Genomic DNA, 21531 nt, shown 5'->3' with positions numbered 1-21531 from the left:
ACCAGGGTCAACAGCCTGGCTAAAGCTTAAGGGCTTATCCCGAACTCAGGTTACTATAGCCACACGACTATCAATCCGACCCGGATCATTCCTAAAGGGCCGGATATCGATTACACCCGGCCACATAACCGGGAGCAGACTTTTCTCTCTCCCGAGTAATTCAACCAATGTCAATCAGATGACATCAGGCATTGTGGTATCCCAGAACCACCTCGACCTCATTTTGCGAGCCCAGAATCACCGGTACGCGCTGATGCAGATCTTGCGGCGTGATATCCAAAATTCGCTCATAGCCAGTCGTTGACAACCCGCCAGCCTGTTCAACGATAAAACTCATCGGATTGGCTTCGTACATTAGACGCAGTCTGCCAGGTTTGGATGGATCTTTGGTATCGCGCGGATACATGAAAATACCACCACGGGTAAGGATACGATGTACCTCTGCCACCATCGAAGCCACCCAACGCATATTGAAATCACGACCGCGCGGTCCGGTACTTCCTGCCAGACACTCCGCCACATAGCGCTGTACCGGCGCTTCCCAGAAACGTTGATTGGATGCATTGATGGCAAATTCCCTGGTATCGGCGGGAATCCTCATGTTCGGATGTGTCAGCACGAATTCACCGATATCACGATCCAGCGTAAAACCATTGACACCATGACCAGTGGTCAGCACCAGCATGGTGGATGAACCATACAATGCATAACCGGCACAAACCTGTTTGACACCAGGTTGCAGGAAATCTTCCATACTGGTAGCCCGGCTTGGCACTGGCGAGCGCAAAATCGAAAAAATCGTCCCGACAGAAATATTGAGATCCACATTACTGGAACCATCCAGCGGATCGAATACCAGTAAATATTTGCCGAGTGGATAGGGGGATGGAATCGAATAGACATCATCCATTTCCTCCGATGCCATACCAGAAAGATGGCCAGCCCATTCATTGTTGCGAATCATGATTTCATTGGTAATCACATCCAGCTTTTTTTGGGTTTCACCCTGAACATTTTCCGTGTCCAGAGCCCCCATCACACCAATCAGCGCTCCCTTGTTCACCGCATTGGAAATAGTCTTGATAGCAGTCACGATATCGTTCAGCAATGCGGTGAAATCACCACTCGCCCCCGCGATGTGACGCTGCTCTTCAATGATGAACTGGGTAAGGGTAGTACCGGTATGCATCAGTTTTCCTCTCGAGAAATTAAAAAAGCGTCAATTATACTGGTTTGGCAACCCTAGCGAGCGTGTGAAAAAGGAAGCAGATCTCCTCTCCTGATCACTTTTATTTCAAATCAGCTGCACTGCTCCTATCCCCCTGATTAATTCCCACTGATCAGTAATATAGAGCCGCACCACACTTTTTCTAACAAACTATATTTTGTCGGAACCCTCTACCCGAGTTTTACCCTTCTCACAGAAATTCTGAGAAACCTTCCTGATAGCTCTCCTCCAGAAAATATCAAAAAGTTGTCAAAAGAATTTACACAAGGCCCACTCTTTTTGGCCATTTCACAACGCAAGAAGTAGGAAGTAGCGTAATTTCATATACATATAAGAACCACGAGAAACTGGCATATCTCATGCTTTAGTTCTATCAGGCAGAAATTGCCTATCTATCATTACTTAAATAATAAAAGGTTTCATATGAAAATAAAGTTTTCTCTGGTTCTGACAGCATCACTGCTGGTATCGGCTGCACACGCCGATCCGTTCGTCAATGGCGGTTTTGAAACCGGTAACTTCAGCGGTTGGACAGTTTCGAACTCCGCTTATCGTGCCAGTATCAATAACACCAACTTAACGCCAGACTGGGTATTTACCAACCAAACTACTACTATGCGTTCGCAAATCATTAGCACCAGCTACGTTGATCCACGTGTTGGTGCCGCACTGGGCAGTACCGTGTACAGTGGTAATTACAGTGCACGCATTGAAGACACCAATACGGGTGGCTATGCTTCTGCAATCACGCAGATCGTCACCAACTACACGGAGGACAGTATTAATTTTGTATGGAAAGCCGTTCTGGAAGGTGCACACGGTATCAACAATGCCGCCACCTTCCAGCTGACCTTGACTGATCTTACTGACAATACCGTGTTAATCGCCCGGGAATACAATGCTGCTTCTGGTGGTAGTGGCGTAGATACTCGTTTTTCATTCAGTGGTGGTAATTACTACACCAAAGACTGGCAAATCGAGACGCTTGATATCGGTGAATCGCTAAAAGGACATGATTTCATGCTATCCCTTATAGCCGCTGACTGTCAGCCTACTGGCCATTGGGGTTATGTTTATCTGGATGGTTTTGGCAGTGTCGCTGGTGGTGGTGGTGATGACACCAACAATGTACCTGAGCCCGCAACTCTGGCAATACTGGGACTGGGGCTGCTTGGCATGACTACTGCCCGTCGCCGAAAAATCAGCTAATCAAGTAACGGTATAGCAACTGTTGTACAGCGACGAGGGTAACTATAAGTTGCCCTCGTCGCACTGCGGTTTATTTACTTTCTATACGGAATCATCGGTATACGCCATTCAGTGGATGATTAAATCATCCACCTCCAGAATTTAACATTCCTCAGCCAAGCCATATCTTCCTGGAAATAGGCAAATTGCCTACCTGTACGGGAATCCTTATTTCTCTACCAAACCCAAACCCAAACCCAAACCCAAACACAGCCTTCGCCTTGAGCAAATCCCATTATTTGTCCTGTCATTATTTTACGGTATAGTTGTTACACAAGTCCCGTTTTCAATAACTTCCACTCTCTTCAGTTCAACAATTACATGAACTACTGGATTGTTGCGTCATTTGTCCGGCTCGTAAAGGAGAAAGTGACACGACTGGTATTCCTCCATAGCCCTTAATTTGTGAATACCAGAGACATGATGTAGCTTGAAAATCAGGATGACTGAGGCAACTCATGGGTACTCCAGTAAATCAAAGCAAGCTATAAGAATAGAAAACAAAATTCATGTCAATCAGAGTCAAATTATTCCTGGCCTTTCTGCTGACTACGTTCATAGTGGTAATGGGGATGCATTTTTTTACCCGCTGGTCACTGGAAAAAGGATTCACCGAATTCATCGAGAAAAGACAGCAGGAACGGCTGGATAAAATCATCGATGTGCTGGAGGAGCATTATGCTGAGCACCGTGGCTGGGGAGAACTGGCCGGAAACAAGCAAAACTGGATCTCATTATTGTGGCATGCCGGCCCGCACCGGCATCGTCCGCCAAAGTGGATTATCGAGCAGATACAGCACGAGCCTGATCGGCAGTGGCCGCCGGCGGTAACACCAGAAACAGCCACAAGAAAATGGTCTCCATTCGAGTTACAGGTAATGCTGCTGGATGCAGATAAATCGATTCTGTTCGGGCGGAAAGAATTGATTTCTCAACTGAACCTGCATCCTGTTCAGTATGAATACCGGACAGTCGGGTTTCTTGGCCTGCTGCCGGGAAACCCGGTCAGTCAGGCCAGCGATATTTACTTCATGGAACAACAAATTGACTTTTTCTTCTGGATTGCATTGTCCATGGTGGTGCTATCTGCACTGATCGCCTGGTTTATGGCCTATCACCTCGGTCGTCCGCTCAAACAGATCGCAGCGGTGGTACAAAGGTTGGCGACAGGAGATTACAAAGCCAGACTACCTGTCATATCGAAGGATGAAATGGGCCAACTGGCATTGAATTTCAATGATACGGCGGCTGCACTGGAACAGGCAGAACAAAGTCGCAGACGGTGGATGGCCGATATTTCTCATGAATTGCGGACACCACTGGCCGTGTTGCGTGGTGAGCTGGAAGCCATTCTAGATGGGGTTCACCCGTTGACTCCCGCAGCGATAGAATCCCTGTCCGGTGATGTGCTGCGGCTCAATCGTCTGACAGAAGATCTTTACCAGCTTGCTTTATCCGATCAGGGGGCGTTGAGTTACCGGAAAGTGCTGCTCGACCCCATACCCTTGCTGCGGGAAGATCTGGCGACATTCACAGTCGATTTCAATCATAAGCAGATTAGTATCAGATGGGTCAACCGGCTGTTTAAACCTGTACTGATCAATGCCGACCCTGACCGGTTGTCACAATTATTCCGCAATCTGCTGACCAACAGCTTGAACCATACAGATGCGGGAGGACAGCTGAGAATCACGGTTCAGCGGCTGGCAGACAAGCTGGTGATCGAACTGGCGGACAGCAGCCCTGGTGTCTCGGATCAGGATATCGCGCATCTGTTCGACCGTTTCTATCGTGTCGATCATTCACGCAACCGGCATCTGGGAGGAGCCGGTCTGGGGTTGGCCATCTGCAGTAATATCATCAGAGCACATGAAGGAACGCTGACGGCATCCCATTCGACCCTGGGCGGCTTGATGATACGTATCGAGCTGCCGATTACGCCATGAGCCGTATTCTGATCGTCGAGGATGAACCCAGGCTGGCCAGATTGGAAGCTGATTATCTGCAACATGCCGGTTTCCAGACTCATTGCCTGAGTCAGGGGCTGGAAGTGATCCCCTGGCTGAAGGAGAATACTATCGAACTGGTACTGCTGGATCTAATGGTACCGGGGCGGGATGGTCTCGATATCTGTCGTGATATTCGCAATTTCAGCCGGGTACCGATCATTATAGTAACCGCACGGATCGAAGAAATCGACCGCTTGCTGGGATTGGAAATGGGAGCAGATGATTATATCTGCAAGCCTTTCAGTCCCAGAGAAATGGTTGCGCGCGTCAAGGCCGTGTTGCGCAGACTGCAGCCGCCCACCCCGAACTCTGCACAGCAGATGCTCACGCTTTGCCCCCAAAGTTTCAAGGTTCAGTACGATGGGCGTGAAATCGAGCTGACTGCCGTTGAATTTCAGTTGCTCTACACGTTATATCAACAACCGGGGCGTATTTTCTCGCGTGCCAGACTGATGGATCTGATTTATCACGACCAGCGCATCGTTTCAGACAGAACGATAGACAGCCACATCAAGAAGCTGAGGAAAAAGATTGCTGAACTGATTCCGGGAAAAGAAGTGATCTGCTCAGTTTATGGCGCAGGCTATCGCTATGATCCGCAATCGATCGAGCCGGAGGAATGACCAGTCTGATCTGAACCCACCGCTTCAACTTTCATATTTTTTCCATAATCGCTGCGTATTGTTTACACATTAACTGTGTACAGTCCTTCTCGAGAGCGACGGAAAATCGCACTCTTTCGATAAACCACCAACCAGGAGGATTGAATCAATGAATACCCAATTTGTCGCTATCCTGCTCGCTCTGATCTTTCCCCTGGCGTCAGCCGCAACTCCCGGGGAACATAAAGGTAACTTCGAACATCACTTTGCCAGAAAAATAGAACGACTGAATCAAAAACTGTCACTGAGCGATGATCAAAAAGCCCGGCTGGAAACACTATTTGGGCAGCAGAGAGAGAAAGTAAAAACAGTTCATGAAGAAACTCAAGCACAACTGCAAACCATCCTGACAGCAGAACAATATTCCAGGGTGCAGGAAATGAAACAACACCCCCATGAGAAATGGCACGAAAAATATCAGGCAAAGAACCTGGAGAAATCGCACCCACCTCAATAATCAAAATCTTCTGTCCACCACCGCTGCAGCAATGCTCAAAATGACTACGAGCGTTGTCGCAGCAAAATCACGCGTTGCATAAAAATGAAATCTGGAGAATCACAGCACGCCAGTCACCGGTAATCACATAGCACCCCAACATATGCAATAGTACTGATCCAGTACCTGCAGTGTATAGCCTCCCTAAACTGATTCACCATTGAGGCTGATCAGTCCATGCTGTAGTATTGCAGCGGCCTCGATCGCAGAGATATGATTTTCTGCATGAATCCGCGCAAACTATGTTCGAGGCGGGGAGAATGAGTAATGTAGCCAATAGCCATAAAATGCGATCATTGCTATGAGGCAGATGGCCTATTTCATTTTTACTTCGGTTTCATCACTGCGATCTGCAAGAGATCGGATCGGTTCGATCAGGTTCTCGCCACCTGAAGGTGTATCAATACCCAGCAGAACATGACTTCTCCGGTAACCGTAAAGAAAATAAAAAATCAGACCGATTCCAGTCCAAATTGGAAACACCAGTTTGGCATCCATTGGCAAAAACAGAAAAAGAATCAAACAACCGCCAATGGCAAGTGGCCCCACTAACCAGATCACAGGCGTCCTGAAAGGCCTGGGACGATTTTTGTCCCTGACCCGCAGAATCATGACCGTCAATGCTACGATCAGAAAAGCGAACAATGTTCCGGAATTGGAAATATTTGCAAGCTTGCCCACTGGCAGGAAAGCTGCTGCTGCCGTTACGCCTACGCCGGTAACCAGCGTGACGATATATGGAGTTTTGAAGCGTGGATGGACGCGGCTCAATACTTCCGGCAGCAAACCATCACGCGACATAACGAAAAAGATACGTGTCTGCCCGAACAGCATCATGAGAATCACGGAGGGAAGCGCCAGGAAAGCAGCCAGGCCAAGCAGGTTGCCAATTCTCTCCCAGCCTATTTCACGCAATACATGTGCCAATGCTTCATGCGAGCAGACTACCGGTTGCTGTCCTGCAGCCGCGAGTAGTTTGCACTGCGCAGCCATTTCCCTGGAACCGGGGGCGAGCCCCTCCCCTGCTGTATCGATCAGTGGCTGTGCACCCACTGCGCCGATCACCCCGGCAGATACCAGTAAATAAAACAATGTACACAGCAGTAACGAACTGATAAGAGCAATTGGAAGGTTACGTTGCGGATCTTTTGTTTCTTCCGCTGCGGTTGATACCGCATCAAAACCAACATATGCGAAAAAAATGGAAGCAGCAGCAGCAACAACACCCGAGGTTCCCAGTGGTAGAAAAGGATCGAAATGGTTCATATCGGCAGCCGGCAATGCCAACGCAATGAATATTGTCAGAGCAATAATTTTGACTGCAACAAGGATGGCATTGAATACGGCACTTTCTCGCGTGCCGATAATCAGCAGACCTACGACCAACAGGCAGATAACAACTGCGGGCAGATTGATGATCCCTCCGGCAAACGGCCCGTTTGCCAGAGCATAAGGGATTTCAAATCCAAGCGAGGAATTATTCAGCAACCCGACAAAATAGCCCGACCAGCCTACGGCCACCGCCCCTGCTGCGACGGAATATTCCAATATCAATGCCCATCCCACCATCCATGCGATCAGTTCACCAAGCACGGCATAGGAATAAGTATAGGCAGAGCCGGATACCGGCACCATTGAAGAGAGCTCGGAATAGCAGAGTGCGGCCACTGCACAAACGAAACCGGCAATGACAAAAGCAAACATCATACCGGGACCGGCTTTTTGTGCTGCCTCAGCAGTCAGTACAAAAATACCTGTGCCAATAATGGCCCCTACTCCCAGTAGCGTTAACTGCCACACACCCAGAGAACGGTGAAGACTTTTCTTTTCGGCTGTAGCCAGAATGGCATCTAGCGATTTTACGCGCCAGAAGATCATGAACTCTCTCCTTCAATAAAAACAGATGGTTACAATATTCCTGGGTTTAGCGGGAGATAGTGTACAAGAAATGCCATGACCATAAGACTGAAATCAGGACAAAAATACCTGCGCCCGAATCTGGTTATCCGCATGTTGGGGCTCGGCAATATGACAATCAATTGAACGCTGGGGACATATTTGAATCAGATTATATTCTTGTATCTTTCACATTTTTTTCACAATCTCTGCAAAGTATTTGCAAATTGACAAAGTATAGTTTTCATCAAGGGCGGAAAATGTTCCGTTCTGTTTCTGAAAATCAACCAGGAGGTTCATCATGAACAAAAAACTTATCGGTATCGGTATCGTTCTCGCTTTGGCATTTCCTTTAGCGGTAACCGCTAACCCGGGGGAACACAAGCATGATCATGAACAGTATCAGGCGAAAAAAATAGAACAGTTGAGCAAAGAGCTATCACTAACCGATGATCAAAAATCCAAACTTGAGACACTTTTCAAACAGAATGGAGAGAAGTTCAGGACAATTCACGAAGAAACCCAGTCTCAATTGAAGATCATTCTGACACCTGAGCAATATTCCAAACTGCAGGAACTGAAACAGCGCCGGCAGGAACAGTGGCGCGAGAGACATCAGCAAAAAATGCAGGAGAAAAAACCGGAACAATCAGGTACAGCACAGTAACGACAAAATATCCAATACTCACTCTGCCTGCAATGGTCTCCCGTTTCTATCGGCCATTGCAGGCCGTTGTTCATCCACTGACTATTCTGCCAAACACCTCCACTAACTCCGGTAACAGTTACCACAGTTCTTCCGTCGTCGGAAAAATTGCTGTCAAATTACTTTCCGGCTGCTTCAGCCGGTTCCCGACCCATATCGATCAAGACTGATCACTTCAACTACAGGTTACTGTCCAGAATACTGGGAATTTTATTTCTATGATGTAGTTCAATCGGACTGAACTATCAAACAACTTTTCTCCTTTGGTATGAACCATTCTCCTTTATAAAAGGAAAGCAGCATCGTATGTGAAATACACCACATCTAAGAATCAAGTACCGCCATATCATCTAATAGCAACACGCTATCAAAAAACTTGATGCCATATATCCAATGATACCCCTCTGTTTTTTATACAAGAGCAGAAAAATTATTAAATAAACCCAGTTTGAGTACCGTTACTCCGTCTCCGGTTAGGAAAGTGTGCTATCCGAATTTCTCAGATATGCCATATGGATAATCTGTCAGTTTGTCACCCACGATTGATGAAGCAGATACGCAGTCAATCACAGGTACGTTGAAATCAGGAAGATATTTCCTGACGGGTTCTTAAGTAACAGGTTTTTATCATCCGATTACTTGAGAATTTATTTAAATAGCATAGAAAGGAACTTATAAATGATTCTAAGAAGCTGGGCCAGAGGAGTCACATTAGCAGCAATATGTACATTTTCATTATCTTCCGGAGCAATCTTTGCTAAAGATAATCGTCCGGCACCATTACCGACGTATCAGTATCCTGACGTTTACAACAATTATCTGCAACCTATAGCAACCGCAATAGACTATCACTCCGGAATGGTCTATCTGTTTAACTACGAAAATGACAAACTGATTACTATTGACCCGACAAGCCTCAGTGGCTGGCCAGGAAATGTTCCATTACAACATACTCTCGTATTGCCAGAAGGAAATAAGATTTTTATTACATCTGATAATACGGCAGAGCATCCTGCTTACATCATCATACTGAAAGTAAATGATATTAACTGGGATACAGGAACAATCTCACTTGCAGTAGAAACTGCAATAGCAGCAGATAACCCGGGAACACCAACAGAATTTCCGTTTGTTGAGCCCGTCAACAATGTGCAAGCTGTCCCTAACTGGTTAGTAGGGAGAGGGACAACTCAGATACACGGTCCCACAATTTTGCCCTACTCAGACTTTATCTATATGACCGAGCTTACCTCGGACAGGGTACGCGTCATCAATCATAAAACAAACGAACTCGTAAGTGGCGTGGATCCTATTGCCATACCCGGCTATACGGAACAAACGCACGGTATCATGTTTAATAAATCTGGAACCATTGGCCTTGGAACCGGATATTTCTTTGATAACAGCGTGATCGATGTTTACAAGCCCAATAGACTAACGGGCGAGCTGCAAACGATTGGCCAGATCAGACTGGGCGATGAAAAACGACACGCAGCGTTTACCCATTTCGTATATTGGCTGGATGAACGATATGCTGTGACCGCTTCCATGCAGCTTGATAAAACTTCACTGACTTCCGCTACTACCAAACAAATTATCCCGCCCAGTATATGGCTGCTTGATACTTTGGAAGGAACTGCAACAAAAATTCTCGACCATACCAGTCATGCAAATGGAAAAGGTGTTTTTCGCTCTCCCTCCGACATCGCAGTGGTCAATGGCAAGCTCTATATTGCGGAAGAGGATTCGCTTGATTACACATTTGCCAACGATGGATATATTTCTGTATTTGATCTGACCGATCGCTACAAACCACGATTCCTGAAAAGGCTTAAACCTGGTCGGGAATTACCCACCGGCTATGCAGTAGCTCATACAATCAGCCCGACACCGGATAACCGTTATCTGATAGTCGCAAGCTGGGTTTCGGGTTATGTACTCAAAATCGATACTGAGACAGATACCGTTGTCAAAATCTGGGGACCGAATGATGGTCTGACCAAACCACATGGTATTTGTACTGCTGGCGGTCTTCGCTAATTGTAATTCAGGAAACCGATCTGTTCTCATTTATCCAGAAAATTATCAGATAGAAATCAGGATGGATCGGTTTAAAAATAAATATAAATACAGCATATAAAACAGTTCAGGACAATTGATGAAGAAGATAGATAACATGAAATTGAAAAGCTTACGAAGCTCCTGTTTCCAGATTATTACCACCGTATTTCTTATTCTTATACAAACTGATATCAGAGCAGCAACCATTACATTATCCCATCCGGTACCGTTACAGGCAGAAACGATTACTCACCTGGAACAAACGGACACAACCAATGCCAATCAGTGGAAGCTGGTCGTTTTTGGCTTCACCCACTGCAAAGATATCTGCCCGATGTCGCTTGCTAATTTATCTATGCTGGTTAAAGCAGCAGCCAATGAACAGATCGAGCTCAATGGAGTTTTTGTCACAGTTGACCCGGATAGGGATACAGAAGAAATTTTATCCGGCTATACAAAAGGCTTTGGTGATGGCATTACTTATTTACGCTTTGAAGGGGAAGAGCTTGAGCATTTCAAAAATGCTTTTCAGGTAGAGGTTATCTTCTATACAAAGAATGCAGGTAATCAAACCCACTATCAGGTTGATCACAGTACTACAGCGTTCCTGATTGATCCGACAGGGAAAATCAGGGTAATTTTTGATGCATTGAAAGATGCTGTCGATGTAGCCAGAATCTTTAAAGATAACAAGGGATTATTCAAATCATGAACCGAGCTTTGATAGCAGTAGTACTGCTCATGGTCACGGGATCTGTTTCCGGCATGAGAATAAATCCGGATCCTCGGGTAGTTGTTTCTTTTATGGATAAATCCATTGCACCTGAACTGGATATTTTACGTGTAATGGCAGATATTTCGCCCGACAACCACCATCTTGTATTCCAAGTTAAAACACGGGGAGAACGTATACAGGGAAACGACCATGATTATCTGCTTCTTCACATCACACATGGAAAAACTTATGTTCTTCTTTTGCCTATCAATAAGGAAAAAGAAAATCAGATGCTGGTATATGAACGCTTACCTCAACCCGATGACGATGATCTCCTCATTCTTGGCAAATTCAAGGGAAATTCGCACTTGACAAACTTTAATATCACTTCCATTTTTCGGGGAGGAAAATTCAGTGTGCCGCTAGACTGGATTGATTTCAATACAAATTTCAGTTTTGATGCTTATACAGTTCAAGCCAGGATCAAAGGGGATACGCTGGAAATCAGTAAAGTATACGATTGGGCAAGAAAGGGAAAAACACACAACAATGAAAAGCCACTCTCTGCTATTACATTGCTCAATAAAATCTGTGCTCCCAAAAGTAGTAATCAGCGGCTCTGACCATAATGATGAAACCATCTGGATGCTAGTCAGCTGTCATTCCACCTAATATCTCAACCAGGTCCGGCAACAGCTGCCGCAGTTCTTCCGTCATCAGAAAAAAATTGCTGTCAAACTGTTCTTCGGCTGTTTCAGCCGGTTCCCGGTCAATATCGAGCAAAGTCAGCCGCTTCAGCTGCAGATTCTCATCCAGAATGAACGAGATTCTGTCTCGCCAGGTCATCGCCAGCCTGATGACTTCCTTACCCGTCCGGACATGCCGGGTGATTTCCTGTGGATCGGGCGACTGTCGGACATAACTCACTGAAACCTTTTTATCTTCACGACTGCGGAAAATACTGTCACTATCGACCGAGAAAATAGCAGGCGGATCATCGCCTGAAAGCCATGCCGTCATAGCAGATGTCGGTACCATATTTGTCCTGATACGTTTCAGCCCGATACCAGTCGATTTGATGAACGCCTCAATCAGGGTATCTGCTTTGGAAGCACTTGCGCCTTCAACAATGAACCAGCCATCTACCGGATCGATCCATGCATGGCTCCGCTGCCGGATGGCGAACGCACGTGATAACAACTCACGATAAGCCGCTTCCTTGATTTCTTTCATTTGTTTGCGGCCAGGCACATAACCCTGATGCAATTCCATTTCCTGAGCACGCACTTTAGCCAGCTGATTGACGACGGATGCAGGCAGTAGTTTTTTCTCGGTTCCCAGCGCAATCAGTATCTGCTGACCGTAGCTGTAAACCAGATCAGCCTCTGCAATCCCTGGCGGAACCCACCCCCGGCTTTGAGGTTCCAGCCCTAAACACCCCTGTAAGGCTTGTTTTGCCAGAGACGCTTCAAGTTCGGCCGGAGTAATCACCTCCTCGGCAAGACGGTAAATCAGTAAATTTCTAAACCACATATATTCGTATCAATCGAAGATTCCATCAGAACGGAAGGTAAAAATGCGGTATAAAAGAAGAATTGATCGCAGCTAAAGATTGCGTAACTCGCAAAGATGGTAATTCCTGTCTTTGTGCAAAACAGCATATCGAAATAATTCAAACTCCAACTGTCTTTGCAAATACTGTCAGGTATAAGCAATCCTGCAGATTCCGAGGAGCTATTTCTTGGCGCCCTGGAGACGAATCGAACGTCCGACCTACCCCTTAGGAGGGGGTTGCTCTATCCCCTGAGCTACCAGGGCGGGGGCTGCATTTTACGCCAAAACACCGGGTGAACGAAATCCGCAGTGCTTCCGAAATAGGAAAAATCAGCCTGCTACCAGATTTCCCACCAGGATTTTTCTTTCACTGCACCGGAATCTGTGAGATAAATACTTTCCGGGAAATTTTTTTTGATGATCTTTTCCACATCTTCACGCAAATCGGTCATACCGAGTTCACCATAAGCTACCGCCATAATATACAAAGCATCTTCCGTGGCGGGTGTCTGCGGATATTCCTCCAGTATGAACTGGGCGCGCTTAATGGCAGCCACATACGCTTTCCGCTTCATGTAATACTGTGCGACGTAAATTTCGCCTCTTGCCAGTGCATTGACCAGGTACGCCATACGCTGAAGCGCATCAGGCACATATTTGCTGTCCGGATAACGTGTTACCAGTTGCTTCAAACTTTCGAATGACTCCCGTGAAGCCTTGGCATCCCGTTCACTCATATCCTGCTTGATAACCTTATGAGTAATGTAACCCAATATGCCCTGGTCATCGTTGAAGCTTGCCAAGCCCTTGATATAATAGGCGTAATCAATATTCTGATGATGAGGATAAAGCTGGATGAACCGTTCTGCCGCAGCAATGGCTGAAGCGTGTTCCTGATCCTTATAATAAGCGTAGGCTATTTCGAGCTGTGCCTGCTGAGCATAACGTCCATAGGGGTAGCGAGCCTCCAGTGACTCGAACAATTTGACTGCAGCTGCATAATTACCCTCGTTGAGTTCGTTTTTAGCTTCGACATAGAATTTGCTCGCAGACCATTTACTCTGATCAACCGTTTTCTCAGATAAGATGCCGCATGCGGTCAGCATTATCACCAACCACCCTACCAAAAATTGTCGCCACATGATAAATCGTCTCATTAAGGAGCAAGATGGGCGCAATTATAGCGCAAAGCCCAATTTATCCACAGCCAGCAGTCAAGAGAACGAAAATACCATTGAACTGACTGTACCCGATAATCTCGCAGGGCTGCGTCTGGATCAGGCCTTGGCAAAATTGCTTCCCCAGTGGTCACGCAGCCGATTACAGGGATGGATCGAACAAAAATATGTCAGCGTAGATGGCTTGACAGCGACCTGCAAACAGAAGGTATGGGGAGGAGAATCCGTTCGGATGCTTGCCAGCCAGGTTGAAAACAATCAAAGCCATCAGGCAGAGGCGATTCCACTCAGAATCCTATTCGAAGATGACCACCTGATTATTATCGATAAGCCTGCCGGCCTGGTCGTCCATCCGGGAAACGGCAACTGGCACGGAACCTTGCTGAACGCACTGCTCAATCATGCCCCGCAGCTCAGCCAAGTGCCACGCGCCGGCATCGTTCACCGACTGGATAAGGATACCACCGGCCTGCTGGTCGTCGCCAAAACGATCGAGGCACAGTTTGATCTGGTCAGACAATTGCAGCAACGTACTGTCAAACGCCACTATCTCGCGCTCGTGCTAGGTGAACTCGAAAAAGATGGCGTGGTGGATGCGCCGATCGGTAGACATCCCGTTCATCGTACCCGTATGGCAGTCGTTCAGAACGGCAAACCGGCCCGCACATATTACCAGGTGCTGGAAAAATTTACTGCCAGCACTTTGCTGCACTGCAGTCTAGAAACCGGACGCACACATCAGATTCGTGTGCATCTGCTGTCTATCGGCCATCCGCTTGCGGGAGATCCGGTATACAGCAAAGTATCCCTCGCTCCATCGATAGCAAGTACAGTTGCACAACTGCCCAGACAAGCGTTGCATGCCTGGCAGCTCGGACTGACACATCCTCACAGCGGGCAAACTATGCTTTGGGAATCTCCCCTGCCAGATGACATGTCCGGTTTATTAAAGACGATACGCAACCTGTCTCAATCTGTTTCCAATCCACTATAAGCGCTCATCCACAGGGAATTGTTTACTGTTCCCCATAAACTTCACTCAAAACGCAGATAAACCATGGTTTTATACCTGAAATAAAATGGCTGGCCTATTTATTCGGTGTCAGCCCGACGGTACAATGTCACCCTTCGTGCCTGCCTGCTTTTCTCTGTCGGCACATGCACTCATACAAACCGTTTTCCGAGTAAATAAAAACCTTTTGGAGAAAAACTGTGGCAGCTGATGTTTTAAAAATGATCCAAGATCATGAAGTCAAATTCGTTGATCTGCGTTTCACCGACACCAACGGCAAAGAGCATCATGTCACGGTCCCCGCACACACCTTCGATGCCGATAAATTTGAAGATGGTCACGCATTCGATGGATCCTCGATTGCCGGCTGGAAAAATATTCATGCATCTGACATGCTGCTCATGCCTGACCCGGAAACAGCCGCACTAGATCCCTTCATGGAAGAAACCACACTGCTGCTGACCTGCGATGTCATCGACCCCGCTGACGGGCAGGGATACAACCGTGATCCACGCTCACTAGCCAAACGTGGTGAGACTTATCTGAAATCCACCGGTATCGGTGATATCGCTTACTTTGGACCGGAGCTGGAATTTTTCATTTTCGATTCAGTCCGCTGGCACACCGACATGTCCGGATGCTTCGTCAAAATCGAATCGGAAGAAGCCGCCTGGAGCTCTAAAAAACGCTATGAGAAAAGTAATAACGGTTATCGGCCCGCAGTCAAAGGAGGATATATGCCGGTACCACCGGTGGATTCCCTGCATGATATCCGCTCGGCCATGTGCATAGTACTCGACGAATTGGGCATTCCTGTCGAGGTTCATCATCACGAAGTCGCCAATGCCGGCCAATGCGAAATCGGCACTCGCTTCAGCAGCTTGATGAAACGTGCTGACTGGAATCAACTGATGAAATACGTTATCCACAATATCGCCGTTTCCTATGGCAAAACAGCGACATTCATGCCTAAACCAATCGTCGGTGACAATGGTTCCGGCATGCATGTCCATCAATCGATCTGGAAAGAAGGTAAAAACCTGTTTGCCGGCAACGGCTATGCTGGCATGTCAGAAACTGCACTGTATTACATTGGTGGTATCATCCGGCACGCCAGAGCACTGAATGCGTTTGCCAACCCCGGTACCAACTCATATAAAAGGCTGGTAGCCGGTTTTGAAGCACCGGTCAACATCGCTTACTCCGCCAGCAACCGGTCAGCCGCCGTTCGTATTCCCTATGCCAGCAGTCCGAAACAGCGCCGCATCGAAATCCGTTTTCCGGATCCCAGTGCCAACCCTTATCTCACCTTTACTGCTCTGCTGATGGCAGGACTGGATGGTATTCAAAACAAAATCCATCCTGGCGATCCCATGGACAAGAATCTTTATGACCTTCCCCCGGAAGAAGCTTCCATGGTTCCCAATACATGTGCTTCACTGGAAGAAGCGCTGAAAAGCCTGGATAGCGATCGCGAATTCCTGACACGCGGTAACGTATTTTCCAACGATATGATCGATGCCTTTATCAAGCTCAAATCGGAAGAAGCGACCTTATTGCGTACCACGACACACCCTGTTGAATTTGCTCTGTATTACAGCCTGTAAAAAAAGCGACATTTATCCGCATTTATTCACGGATTGCCACCCGGCAGCCGAGCTTAAAATCTGACACATCCCGAATTGGAATTCCATATCCCCATCATCGTGGAACATGGAATTCCGATTTGAAACCATCCATTTTAGAATCGGGAGTGTTTTTCATGAAACAAGCTTGTTATACCACTATACTGGCTGGAACTTTGTCACTCTGGCTTTCTACTGCCTGTACGGCTTCCGATATCCATAAACTGGTAGATGAGCACGGCCGCGTCATTTTCACCAACGATCCCGCTAAAAAAACCAGCCAAATCCGATCACCCAAACCAGGGTCGGTAATCTCTTCACGCAAGAATGGTGCCAGCGCCGAACCTATCACCGTCGCCATTACCGGCAACTACCCCAGAGTCAGCAAGCTCCAGCAGAATCAACGGGACAACAAACGCCAGCAGATACTTGCCCAAGAGCTTGCCAACGAAACCAGACTGTTGGAAGATGCCCTGAAAACCATTGATCTGACACAGCAGAAAACGGATAACTATTTACGGAGCCCCCCATACTTTATGTCAGATCGTTTCGATATTCTGCAACTGCGCAATCAGGCTGCTGCACATGAACGCAATATCGAAGCACTCAAGATGGAACTTAACAATCTTTGATGCATGGTCAGGTTGTCTACAATCTGGCTCCGCAACTCAGCAATAGGCACTTAATTACCCAAACCCAGTGCCCGAGTTTCAGCTTTCTGTGCGAGATGCACCCAATCCACGATATCCCGACTAGGTGTATAACCGGGTACGAGTTGTCCCATCATCAACCGGATCACACCAACATCGTTCACATTGAGCACCACTTCCAGTGCGCTTAGCTTGCCTTCCAAATCCGCCCAGGGAATAAATTCCTCACGTGCTTTCATGATCCGCGGATGTGATGTCGATTCCAGGTCATCACCAATCAGCAGCTCTTCATAGAGTTTTTCCCCCGGGCGCAAACCGGTGATTACAATTTCGATATCTCCCTCCGGATTCTGCTCATCCTTGATCTTCAGTCCGGAAAGCTCGATCATGCGGTGTGCCAGATCGATGATTTTGACTGATTGCCCCATGTCCAGTACGAATACCCCCCCCCCCTTCGCCATGGCTCCCGCCTGAATGACCAGTTGAGCGGCTTCCGGAATGGTCATGAAATAGCGGGTAATTTCCGGGTGAGTCAGCGTAATCGGACCACCTTCACGGATCTGCTGGCGGAAGCGTGGCACTACCGAGCCTGAAGAACCCAGCACATTGCCAAAACGCACTATGGAAAACCGGGTGGCGAAACCCTTATCCGCAAGCGCCTGCAGCACCATCTCGGCCAGACGCTTGCTCGCACCCATGATATTAGTGGGCCGCACCGCCTTGTCCGTACTAATCAGTACGAAATCCGCCACGCCACTCTCCTCAGCCGCCTGTGCAAGACAGAGTGTACCCAGTACGTTGTTCTTAATGCCTTCTGCCGGGTTGTGCTCCACCAGCGGTACATGCTTATATGCCGCCGCGTGATAAACGGTATCGGGATGCCAAGTAGACATGATCTCGCACATCCGATCTTCATCCTGCACCGAAGCCAGCAGAGGTACCAGTACGACTTCACGACCGGCAAGCTTTTCCTCCAGTTCCTGATGAATCAGATAAAGCGCAAATTCATTCTGCTCAATTAGCAGCAGCGTGGTGGGCCCCACGGCAAGAACTTGGCGACACAGCTCGCTGCCGATCGATCCGCCCGCTCCCGTCACCAACACTACCTTGCCAAGAATATTCTTTGCCAGCAGGATATGATTGGGCATCACCGGCTCACGGCCAAGCAAATCGTCAATATCCAGCTCACGCAGATCTGTAATACTCACTTTTCCCTGAATCAGATCTGCCATACTGGGCAGTGTTCGCACTGAAACACGCGCACTGCGAATCTGACTCAAGATTTCATTACGGCGACGACGCGAAATGCCAGGCATTGCCAGCAGTACGTCGCTAATATTCAGTGTCAGAACCAGCCCGGTCAGATCACCCGGGTTGTAGACAGGCAGACCATTGAGCACGTGCCCGTGCAGGCGATCATCATCATCCAAGAATCCCACTACCTGTATTTCCGGACTGTTGGTCATGACCGAAGCCAGCTGACGACCTGTCCGTCCAACACCATAAATAAGGGCTTTGGGCCGGGAGGCATGCTTCAAAATGTTCTGGTATTGACCTCCCAGCCACACACGAGCCATTGCACGAGACGCACCTGTAAACAACAGGAGCAGAATCGGTTGAATGATACCGACTGTTCTAGGAACACCCGGCAACCCGACAACCGTAAATATAGATACATAGGCGAGCCCATAAATACCGATTGCACGTGCCACAGCCAGCAACGCCGGCCAACCACTATATCGAAAAATGGCCCGATAAAGACCGGTTACGATAAAAATAGGTAGCGCCAGCACGACCGAAGCTGTTGCAGCCTGGACAGCACCCGTCGCCCAGTAACTCTGCTCGGTAAAACTGATGAATTCACCCAGACGCAGATAATAGCCCAGCCAGACCGTCAAAATGCACAAACTGAGATCGACTGAAAGAACAACCGTACATTTTGCCGTACGAGGCAAGGCCAGAAGCGGAGACGCAAGCTGTGCAAGGTATTTTTCCAACATGATGTTCCTTACCCGGATTTTTTTCTTACGTGATCACCTATGCCACGCCCCAGTGCCGTCAGCATGATGTACCTGAGGCAGGATGCCGGCGATAACGTTTTAATCATCTGTGCATCGATTTCCGCCAGTAAAACGGGAGTGGACATATCAACCCCCTGAACCTGCGCCAACCCTGTAATACCAGGACGTATACCGAAAACACCTCGAAGCTGCCGTTCCCTGATCAACTCATGCTGATTCGGCAGGCACGGGCGGGGGCCGACCAGACTCATTTCCCCCTTGAGTACGTTCCATAGCTGAGGTAATTCATCCAGCTTGGTTCTGCGCAGAAAACTGCCAAAAGGAGTAACAGCAGAAGCATCAGTCAGATGAGTCGCCACCGAAGCAGTACCAGGCTGCATGGTACGAAATTTGACCAGAGTAAATGGTTGCTGCTGCCGGCCCACCCTTATCTGCCGAAACAGCGGGGAGCCCGTATCAAACAATCCGATTGCATAAAGAACTACCATAAGTGGCAAGGTAACCAAAATGCCGGGAATTACGAGCACGATATCCAGTGCACGCAACATTACCTCCCGTTTCACGAAAAGCGGATTCCCTCCTGTTTTGCTGCTCATCTGCCTCACCACACTACGACCGCGTTTCCAGTTTATGCTGACGGTACCACTGTGCCGTCAGCGCTATGCCTGCCCGCATATTGTAAGGCGGCAGCCAGCCCAGCTCATTCTGTACAGGCGTACTATCGACTGAAAGCGAACCCGTTAGGCGATCGATTGCCGGTCGCTTACCCAAGAAATCACCCGCCCGCTTCATCCAACCTGCCGGTACGGGTAGCAGAAAACCTCCGTGCTCCAATGCTGATCTAATCCGGCGGATCAGATCCGGGGTGGAAACATCCTCACCATCGCTCACCATGAATGTTTTTCCGGCAGCATCAGGGTGTGTCAGACAAAGCCGAATGATATCCACCAGATTCCCCAGGTAAATCAGGCTGCGTCGATTGTGAATTGCTCCCAGAGGTAGTGGGATTCTTCGATCTACCATCTGCAACAACCGCAGGAAATTACCTCTCACTCCAGGCCCATATATCAGTGGCGGTCGCAGGATAACTATTTCCATCCCGGTTTCGGCAGATATCTGCCGAAGCGACTGCTCTGCCTCCCATTTGGAAATAGCATAAGCATTGCCCGGCACAGCAGGATCATCAGCCCGAAAGGGTTCATCACACCTTTCGCCCAGCACTTTCGCAGTGCTGACGAAAATGAATCGCCTGACACCTCTTGCCGCACATTCTCGTGCCAGACGGGCAGTTCCCAGCGTGTTCACTCGATGATATGAATCGGCTGCTTCTGTCTCCTCCTCTGTCAACGGTACTTTGGCAGCCAAATGGATCACACTATCGATATCTGTGTTAAGCACTCTGCCCCAGCTCGTTTTTCCATCTACCTCACCTACTGAAATTTCCTCATACCTGGTAGATATACGCACTACCCGAACAATCTGGAAACCGGCTCTCTCCAGAGCCGGACATAACGTCTGCCCGACAAAGCCATTTGCACCTGTAACCAGAATATTCATCTCAACTACTCCATCTGCCTCCTGGGCAGCGCCCGAGGCAAACGTCCCCAATGTTTCCAGAAGTAACGAGTCAGACTCAAAGCATGCCACTTCATGTAGCGCAGATTCCGGCGGCTCGATCGCCGTGCATCGTGAATAACTCTGGCCTTTGGACATGCCAATACTGACCGCCCCAATTTCCACAGACGTGCACAAATATCGACATCCTCGTAATATAGAAAGAAACCTTCATCAAAGCCCCCACTTGCACGAAAATCCCTGGTACGAAACAGCATAAACATCCCCGCTACCCAATCTGCTGCAAATTTCTCATCGCCAGCACTAAAGAGATAGCGGCCGTCACCATGCCCGAACAGTTTTGCTGCCAGAGATGCCGTCACAGGAAAACGACGCACACTATCCTCAATCATACCACCTGGCGTAACCACCATCGGCGCGATCACACCTGCAGAATCATGCGCACCCTCTTCGATCAGAATCGGAAAAGGATTATCAATCAAACGAATATCGGGATTCATCACGCAGAACCATTCCCCTTCCGCCTGCCGGAAAGCTGCATTATGGTTCGCACCAAACCCCTTAGCTTCGGTGTTTCTCAATATCCTGACAGGATAAGGATAGTCACTGGGCGTAAATGAAATATCTTCAGGGATATTGAGCGTAACCAGAACCTCAGTAACCATGGATATGTTGAACCTGATCAAATCCGCAAGTAGCTGCTCGACCAGGGCTGACTGTCTATGACTGACAATAGAAACAGTAATCATGTAACAACGTTCTCAAAGATACTCAACGCAATTTACCTCCCTAACCCATTTTCCACTCTCAGTCCCACGAGTCGATAAAATTCATCCAGATTGGCAGTAATCAGCATATTTTCTGACTTGTTACGTTACAAAGAAATAGCCGCTTT

Annotated in this window: 19 protein-coding genes and 1 tRNA gene; 11 read left to right on the top strand and 9 right to left on the bottom strand. The window is 47.9% G+C overall.

Features of this window, described 5'->3' with window-relative positions; genetic code table 11:
- Window positions 1-184: 184 nt before the first annotated feature.
- Complete coding sequence (locus ABUL11_RS08675; protein WP_350283465.1) at window positions 185-1189, bottom strand: class 1 fructose-bisphosphatase; 1005 nt, start codon at window positions 1187-1189, stop codon at window positions 185-187.
- Between the two features lie 462 nt (window positions 1190-1651).
- Here ABUL11_RS08675 and ABUL11_RS08670 point away from each other — a divergent pair, with 462 nt between their 5' ends.
- The 4 genes from ABUL11_RS08670 (at window position 1652) to ABUL11_RS08655 (ending at window position 5604) form a co-directional block, all read left to right on the top strand.
- On the top strand, window positions 1652-2437 hold the full coding sequence (locus ABUL11_RS08670; protein ID WP_350283464.1) for a PEP-CTERM sorting domain-containing protein: 786 nt from the start codon (window positions 1652-1654) through the stop codon (window positions 2435-2437).
- Window positions 2438-2985: 548 nt separating this feature from the next.
- Window positions 2986-4422, top strand: a complete 1437-nt coding sequence (locus ABUL11_RS08665; RefSeq protein ID WP_350283463.1) for an ATP-binding protein — start codon at window positions 2986-2988, stop codon at window positions 4420-4422.
- Complete coding sequence (locus ABUL11_RS08660) at window positions 4419-5108, top strand: response regulator (RefSeq protein ID WP_350283462.1); 690 nt, start codon at window positions 4419-4421, stop codon at window positions 5106-5108. Before ABUL11_RS08665 ends, ABUL11_RS08660 begins: the two co-directional genes overlap by 4 nt.
- Before the next feature lie 148 nt (window positions 5109-5256).
- Window positions 5257-5604, top strand: coding sequence for a hypothetical protein (locus tag ABUL11_RS08655; protein WP_350283461.1), 348 nt, complete (start codon window positions 5257-5259; stop codon window positions 5602-5604).
- 354 nt (window positions 5605-5958) lie between these two features.
- Here the strand turns inward: ABUL11_RS08655 and ABUL11_RS08650 are convergent, their stop codons facing one another.
- Window positions 5959-7521, bottom strand: coding sequence for an amino acid permease (locus ABUL11_RS08650; protein WP_350283460.1), 1563 nt, complete (start codon window positions 7519-7521; stop codon window positions 5959-5961).
- A gap of 319 nt (window positions 7522-7840) precedes the next feature.
- Here ABUL11_RS08650 and ABUL11_RS08645 point away from each other — a divergent pair, with 319 nt between their 5' ends.
- From ABUL11_RS08645 to ABUL11_RS08630, 4 genes are all read left to right on the top strand, one after another.
- Window positions 7841-8206, top strand: coding sequence for a hypothetical protein (locus tag ABUL11_RS08645; protein WP_350283459.1), 366 nt, complete (start codon window positions 7841-7843; stop codon window positions 8204-8206).
- A gap of 717 nt (window positions 8207-8923) precedes the next feature.
- On the top strand, window positions 8924-10285 hold the full coding sequence (locus ABUL11_RS08640; protein WP_350283458.1) for a YncE family protein: 1362 nt from the start codon (window positions 8924-8926) through the stop codon (window positions 10283-10285).
- Window positions 10286-10403: 118 nt separating this feature from the next.
- On the top strand, window positions 10404-11018 hold the full coding sequence (locus tag ABUL11_RS08635) for an SCO family protein (RefSeq protein WP_350283457.1): 615 nt from the start codon (window positions 10404-10406) through the stop codon (window positions 11016-11018).
- A complete protein-coding gene (locus ABUL11_RS08630) occupies window positions 11015-11644 on the top strand; it encodes a DUF1292 domain-containing protein (protein WP_350283456.1) in 630 nt (209 codons plus the stop codon). Before ABUL11_RS08635 ends, ABUL11_RS08630 begins: the two co-directional genes overlap by 4 nt.
- Before the next feature lie 25 nt (window positions 11645-11669).
- On the opposite strand, the gene ABUL11_RS08625 is transcribed toward ABUL11_RS08630, so the two are convergent.
- From ABUL11_RS08625 to ABUL11_RS08615, 3 genes are all read right to left on the bottom strand, one after another.
- Window positions 11670-12554: a recombination-associated protein RdgC gene (locus ABUL11_RS08625; protein ID WP_350283455.1), complete on the bottom strand. Its 885-nt coding sequence runs from the start codon at window positions 12552-12554 to the stop codon at window positions 11670-11672.
- Window positions 12555-12763: 209 nt separating this feature from the next.
- Window positions 12764-12839: transfer RNA gene (locus tag ABUL11_RS08620), tRNA-Arg, on the bottom strand.
- A gap of 74 nt (window positions 12840-12913) precedes the next feature.
- Entirely contained in the window at window positions 12914-13717 is an 804-nt protein-coding gene (locus tag ABUL11_RS08615) for an outer membrane protein assembly factor BamD (protein WP_350283454.1), read from the bottom strand.
- On the opposite strand from ABUL11_RS08615, the gene rluD reads away from it, so the two are divergent.
- The 3 genes from rluD (at window position 13716) to ABUL11_RS08600 (ending at window position 17022) form a co-directional block, all read left to right on the top strand.
- The gene (gene rluD / locus ABUL11_RS08610) at window positions 13716-14747 is read left to right on the top strand and encodes a 23S rRNA pseudouridine(1911/1915/1917) synthase RluD (protein WP_350283453.1); all 1032 of its coding nucleotides are present in this window, start codon (window positions 13716-13718) and stop codon (window positions 14745-14747) included. The genes ABUL11_RS08615 and rluD overlap by 2 nt on opposite strands.
- Window positions 14748-14986: 239 nt before the next feature.
- Entirely contained in the window at window positions 14987-16372 is a 1386-nt protein-coding gene (glnA, locus tag ABUL11_RS08605) for a type I glutamate--ammonia ligase (protein ID WP_350283452.1), read from the top strand.
- Window positions 16373-16527: 155 nt separating this feature from the next.
- A complete protein-coding gene (locus tag ABUL11_RS08600) occupies window positions 16528-17022 on the top strand; it encodes a DUF4124 domain-containing protein (protein ID WP_350283451.1) in 495 nt (164 codons plus the stop codon).
- A 50-nt stretch (window positions 17023-17072) separates the two neighbouring features.
- Here the strand turns inward: ABUL11_RS08600 and ABUL11_RS08595 are convergent, their stop codons facing one another.
- Genes ABUL11_RS08595 through ABUL11_RS08580 form a run of 4 tightly spaced genes read right to left on the bottom strand, consistent with a single transcriptional unit; the run spans window position 17073 to window position 21385 of the window.
- Window positions 17073-19040: a polysaccharide biosynthesis protein gene (locus ABUL11_RS08595; protein WP_350283450.1), complete on the bottom strand. Its 1968-nt coding sequence runs from the start codon at window positions 19038-19040 to the stop codon at window positions 17073-17075.
- An 8-nt stretch (window positions 19041-19048) separates the two neighbouring features.
- On the bottom strand, window positions 19049-19657 hold the full coding sequence (locus ABUL11_RS08590; protein WP_350283449.1) for a sugar transferase: 609 nt from the start codon (window positions 19655-19657) through the stop codon (window positions 19049-19051).
- Window positions 19658-19670: 13 nt separating this feature from the next.
- The gene (locus ABUL11_RS08585; protein WP_350283448.1) at window positions 19671-20618 is read right to left on the bottom strand and encodes an NAD-dependent epimerase/dehydratase family protein; all 948 of its coding nucleotides are present in this window, start codon (window positions 20616-20618) and stop codon (window positions 19671-19673) included.
- Between the two features lie 5 nt (window positions 20619-20623).
- Entirely contained in the window at window positions 20624-21385 is a 762-nt protein-coding gene (locus ABUL11_RS08580; protein ID WP_350283447.1) for a glycosyltransferase family 2 protein, read from the bottom strand.
- Window positions 21386-21531: the final 146 nt, after the last annotated feature.

This window comes from Nitrosomonas sp., from assembly GCF_040256045.1.
Taxonomy (GTDB): Bacteria; Pseudomonadota; Gammaproteobacteria; order Burkholderiales; family Nitrosomonadaceae; genus Nitrosomonas.
The sequence above is the reverse complement of the archived record's forward strand: the minus strand, read 5'-3'. Positions and strand labels throughout refer to the sequence as shown.

Bases quoted from the DNA above. Each gene is read 5' to 3' on its own strand.
- ABUL11_RS08580 (WP_350283447.1), bottom strand. From the start codon at position 21,385: ATGATTACTGTTTCTATTGTCAGTCATAGACAGTCAGCCCTGGTCGAG.
- ABUL11_RS08665 (WP_350283463.1), top strand. From the start codon at position 2,986: ATGTCAATCAGAGTCAAATTATTCCTGGCCTTTCTGCTGACTACGTTC.
- ABUL11_RS08590 (WP_350283449.1), bottom strand. From the start codon at position 19,657: ATGAGCAGCAAAACAGGAGGGAATCCGCTTTTCGTGAAACGGGAGGTA.
- ABUL11_RS08645 (WP_350283459.1), top strand. From the start codon at position 7,841: ATGAACAAAAAACTTATCGGTATCGGTATCGTTCTCGCTTTGGCATTT.
- ABUL11_RS08660 (WP_350283462.1), top strand. From the start codon at position 4,419: ATGAGCCGTATTCTGATCGTCGAGGATGAACCCAGGCTGGCCAGATTG.
- ABUL11_RS08640 (WP_350283458.1), top strand. From the start codon at position 8,924: ATGATTCTAAGAAGCTGGGCCAGAGGAGTCACATTAGCAGCAATATGT.
- ABUL11_RS08600 (WP_350283451.1), top strand. From the start codon at position 16,528: ATGAAACAAGCTTGTTATACCACTATACTGGCTGGAACTTTGTCACTC.
- ABUL11_RS08630 (WP_350283456.1), top strand. From the start codon at position 11,015: ATGAACCGAGCTTTGATAGCAGTAGTACTGCTCATGGTCACGGGATCT.
- ABUL11_RS08595 (WP_350283450.1), bottom strand. From the start codon at position 19,040: ATGTTGGAAAAATACCTTGCACAGCTTGCGTCTCCGCTTCTGGCCTTG.
- ABUL11_RS08650 (WP_350283460.1), bottom strand. From the start codon at position 7,521: ATGATCTTCTGGCGCGTAAAATCGCTAGATGCCATTCTGGCTACAGCC.
- ABUL11_RS08670 (WP_350283464.1), top strand. From the start codon at position 1,652: ATGAAAATAAAGTTTTCTCTGGTTCTGACAGCATCACTGCTGGTATCG.
- ABUL11_RS08655 (WP_350283461.1), top strand. From the start codon at position 5,257: ATGAATACCCAATTTGTCGCTATCCTGCTCGCTCTGATCTTTCCCCTG.
- ABUL11_RS08675 (WP_350283465.1), bottom strand. From the start codon at position 1,189: ATGCATACCGGTACTACCCTTACCCAGTTCATCATTGAAGAGCAGCGT.
- ABUL11_RS08625 (WP_350283455.1), bottom strand. From the start codon at position 12,554: ATGTGGTTTAGAAATTTACTGATTTACCGTCTTGCCGAGGAGGTGATT.
- rluD (WP_350283453.1), top strand. From the start codon at position 13,716: ATGATAAATCGTCTCATTAAGGAGCAAGATGGGCGCAATTATAGCGCA.
- glnA (WP_350283452.1), top strand. From the start codon at position 14,987: ATGATCCAAGATCATGAAGTCAAATTCGTTGATCTGCGTTTCACCGAC.
- ABUL11_RS08615 (WP_350283454.1), bottom strand. From the start codon at position 13,717: ATGTGGCGACAATTTTTGGTAGGGTGGTTGGTGATAATGCTGACCGCA.
- ABUL11_RS08635 (WP_350283457.1), top strand. From the start codon at position 10,404: ATGAAGAAGATAGATAACATGAAATTGAAAAGCTTACGAAGCTCCTGT.
- ABUL11_RS08585 (WP_350283448.1), bottom strand. From the start codon at position 20,618: ATGAATATTCTGGTTACAGGTGCAAATGGCTTTGTCGGGCAGACGTTA.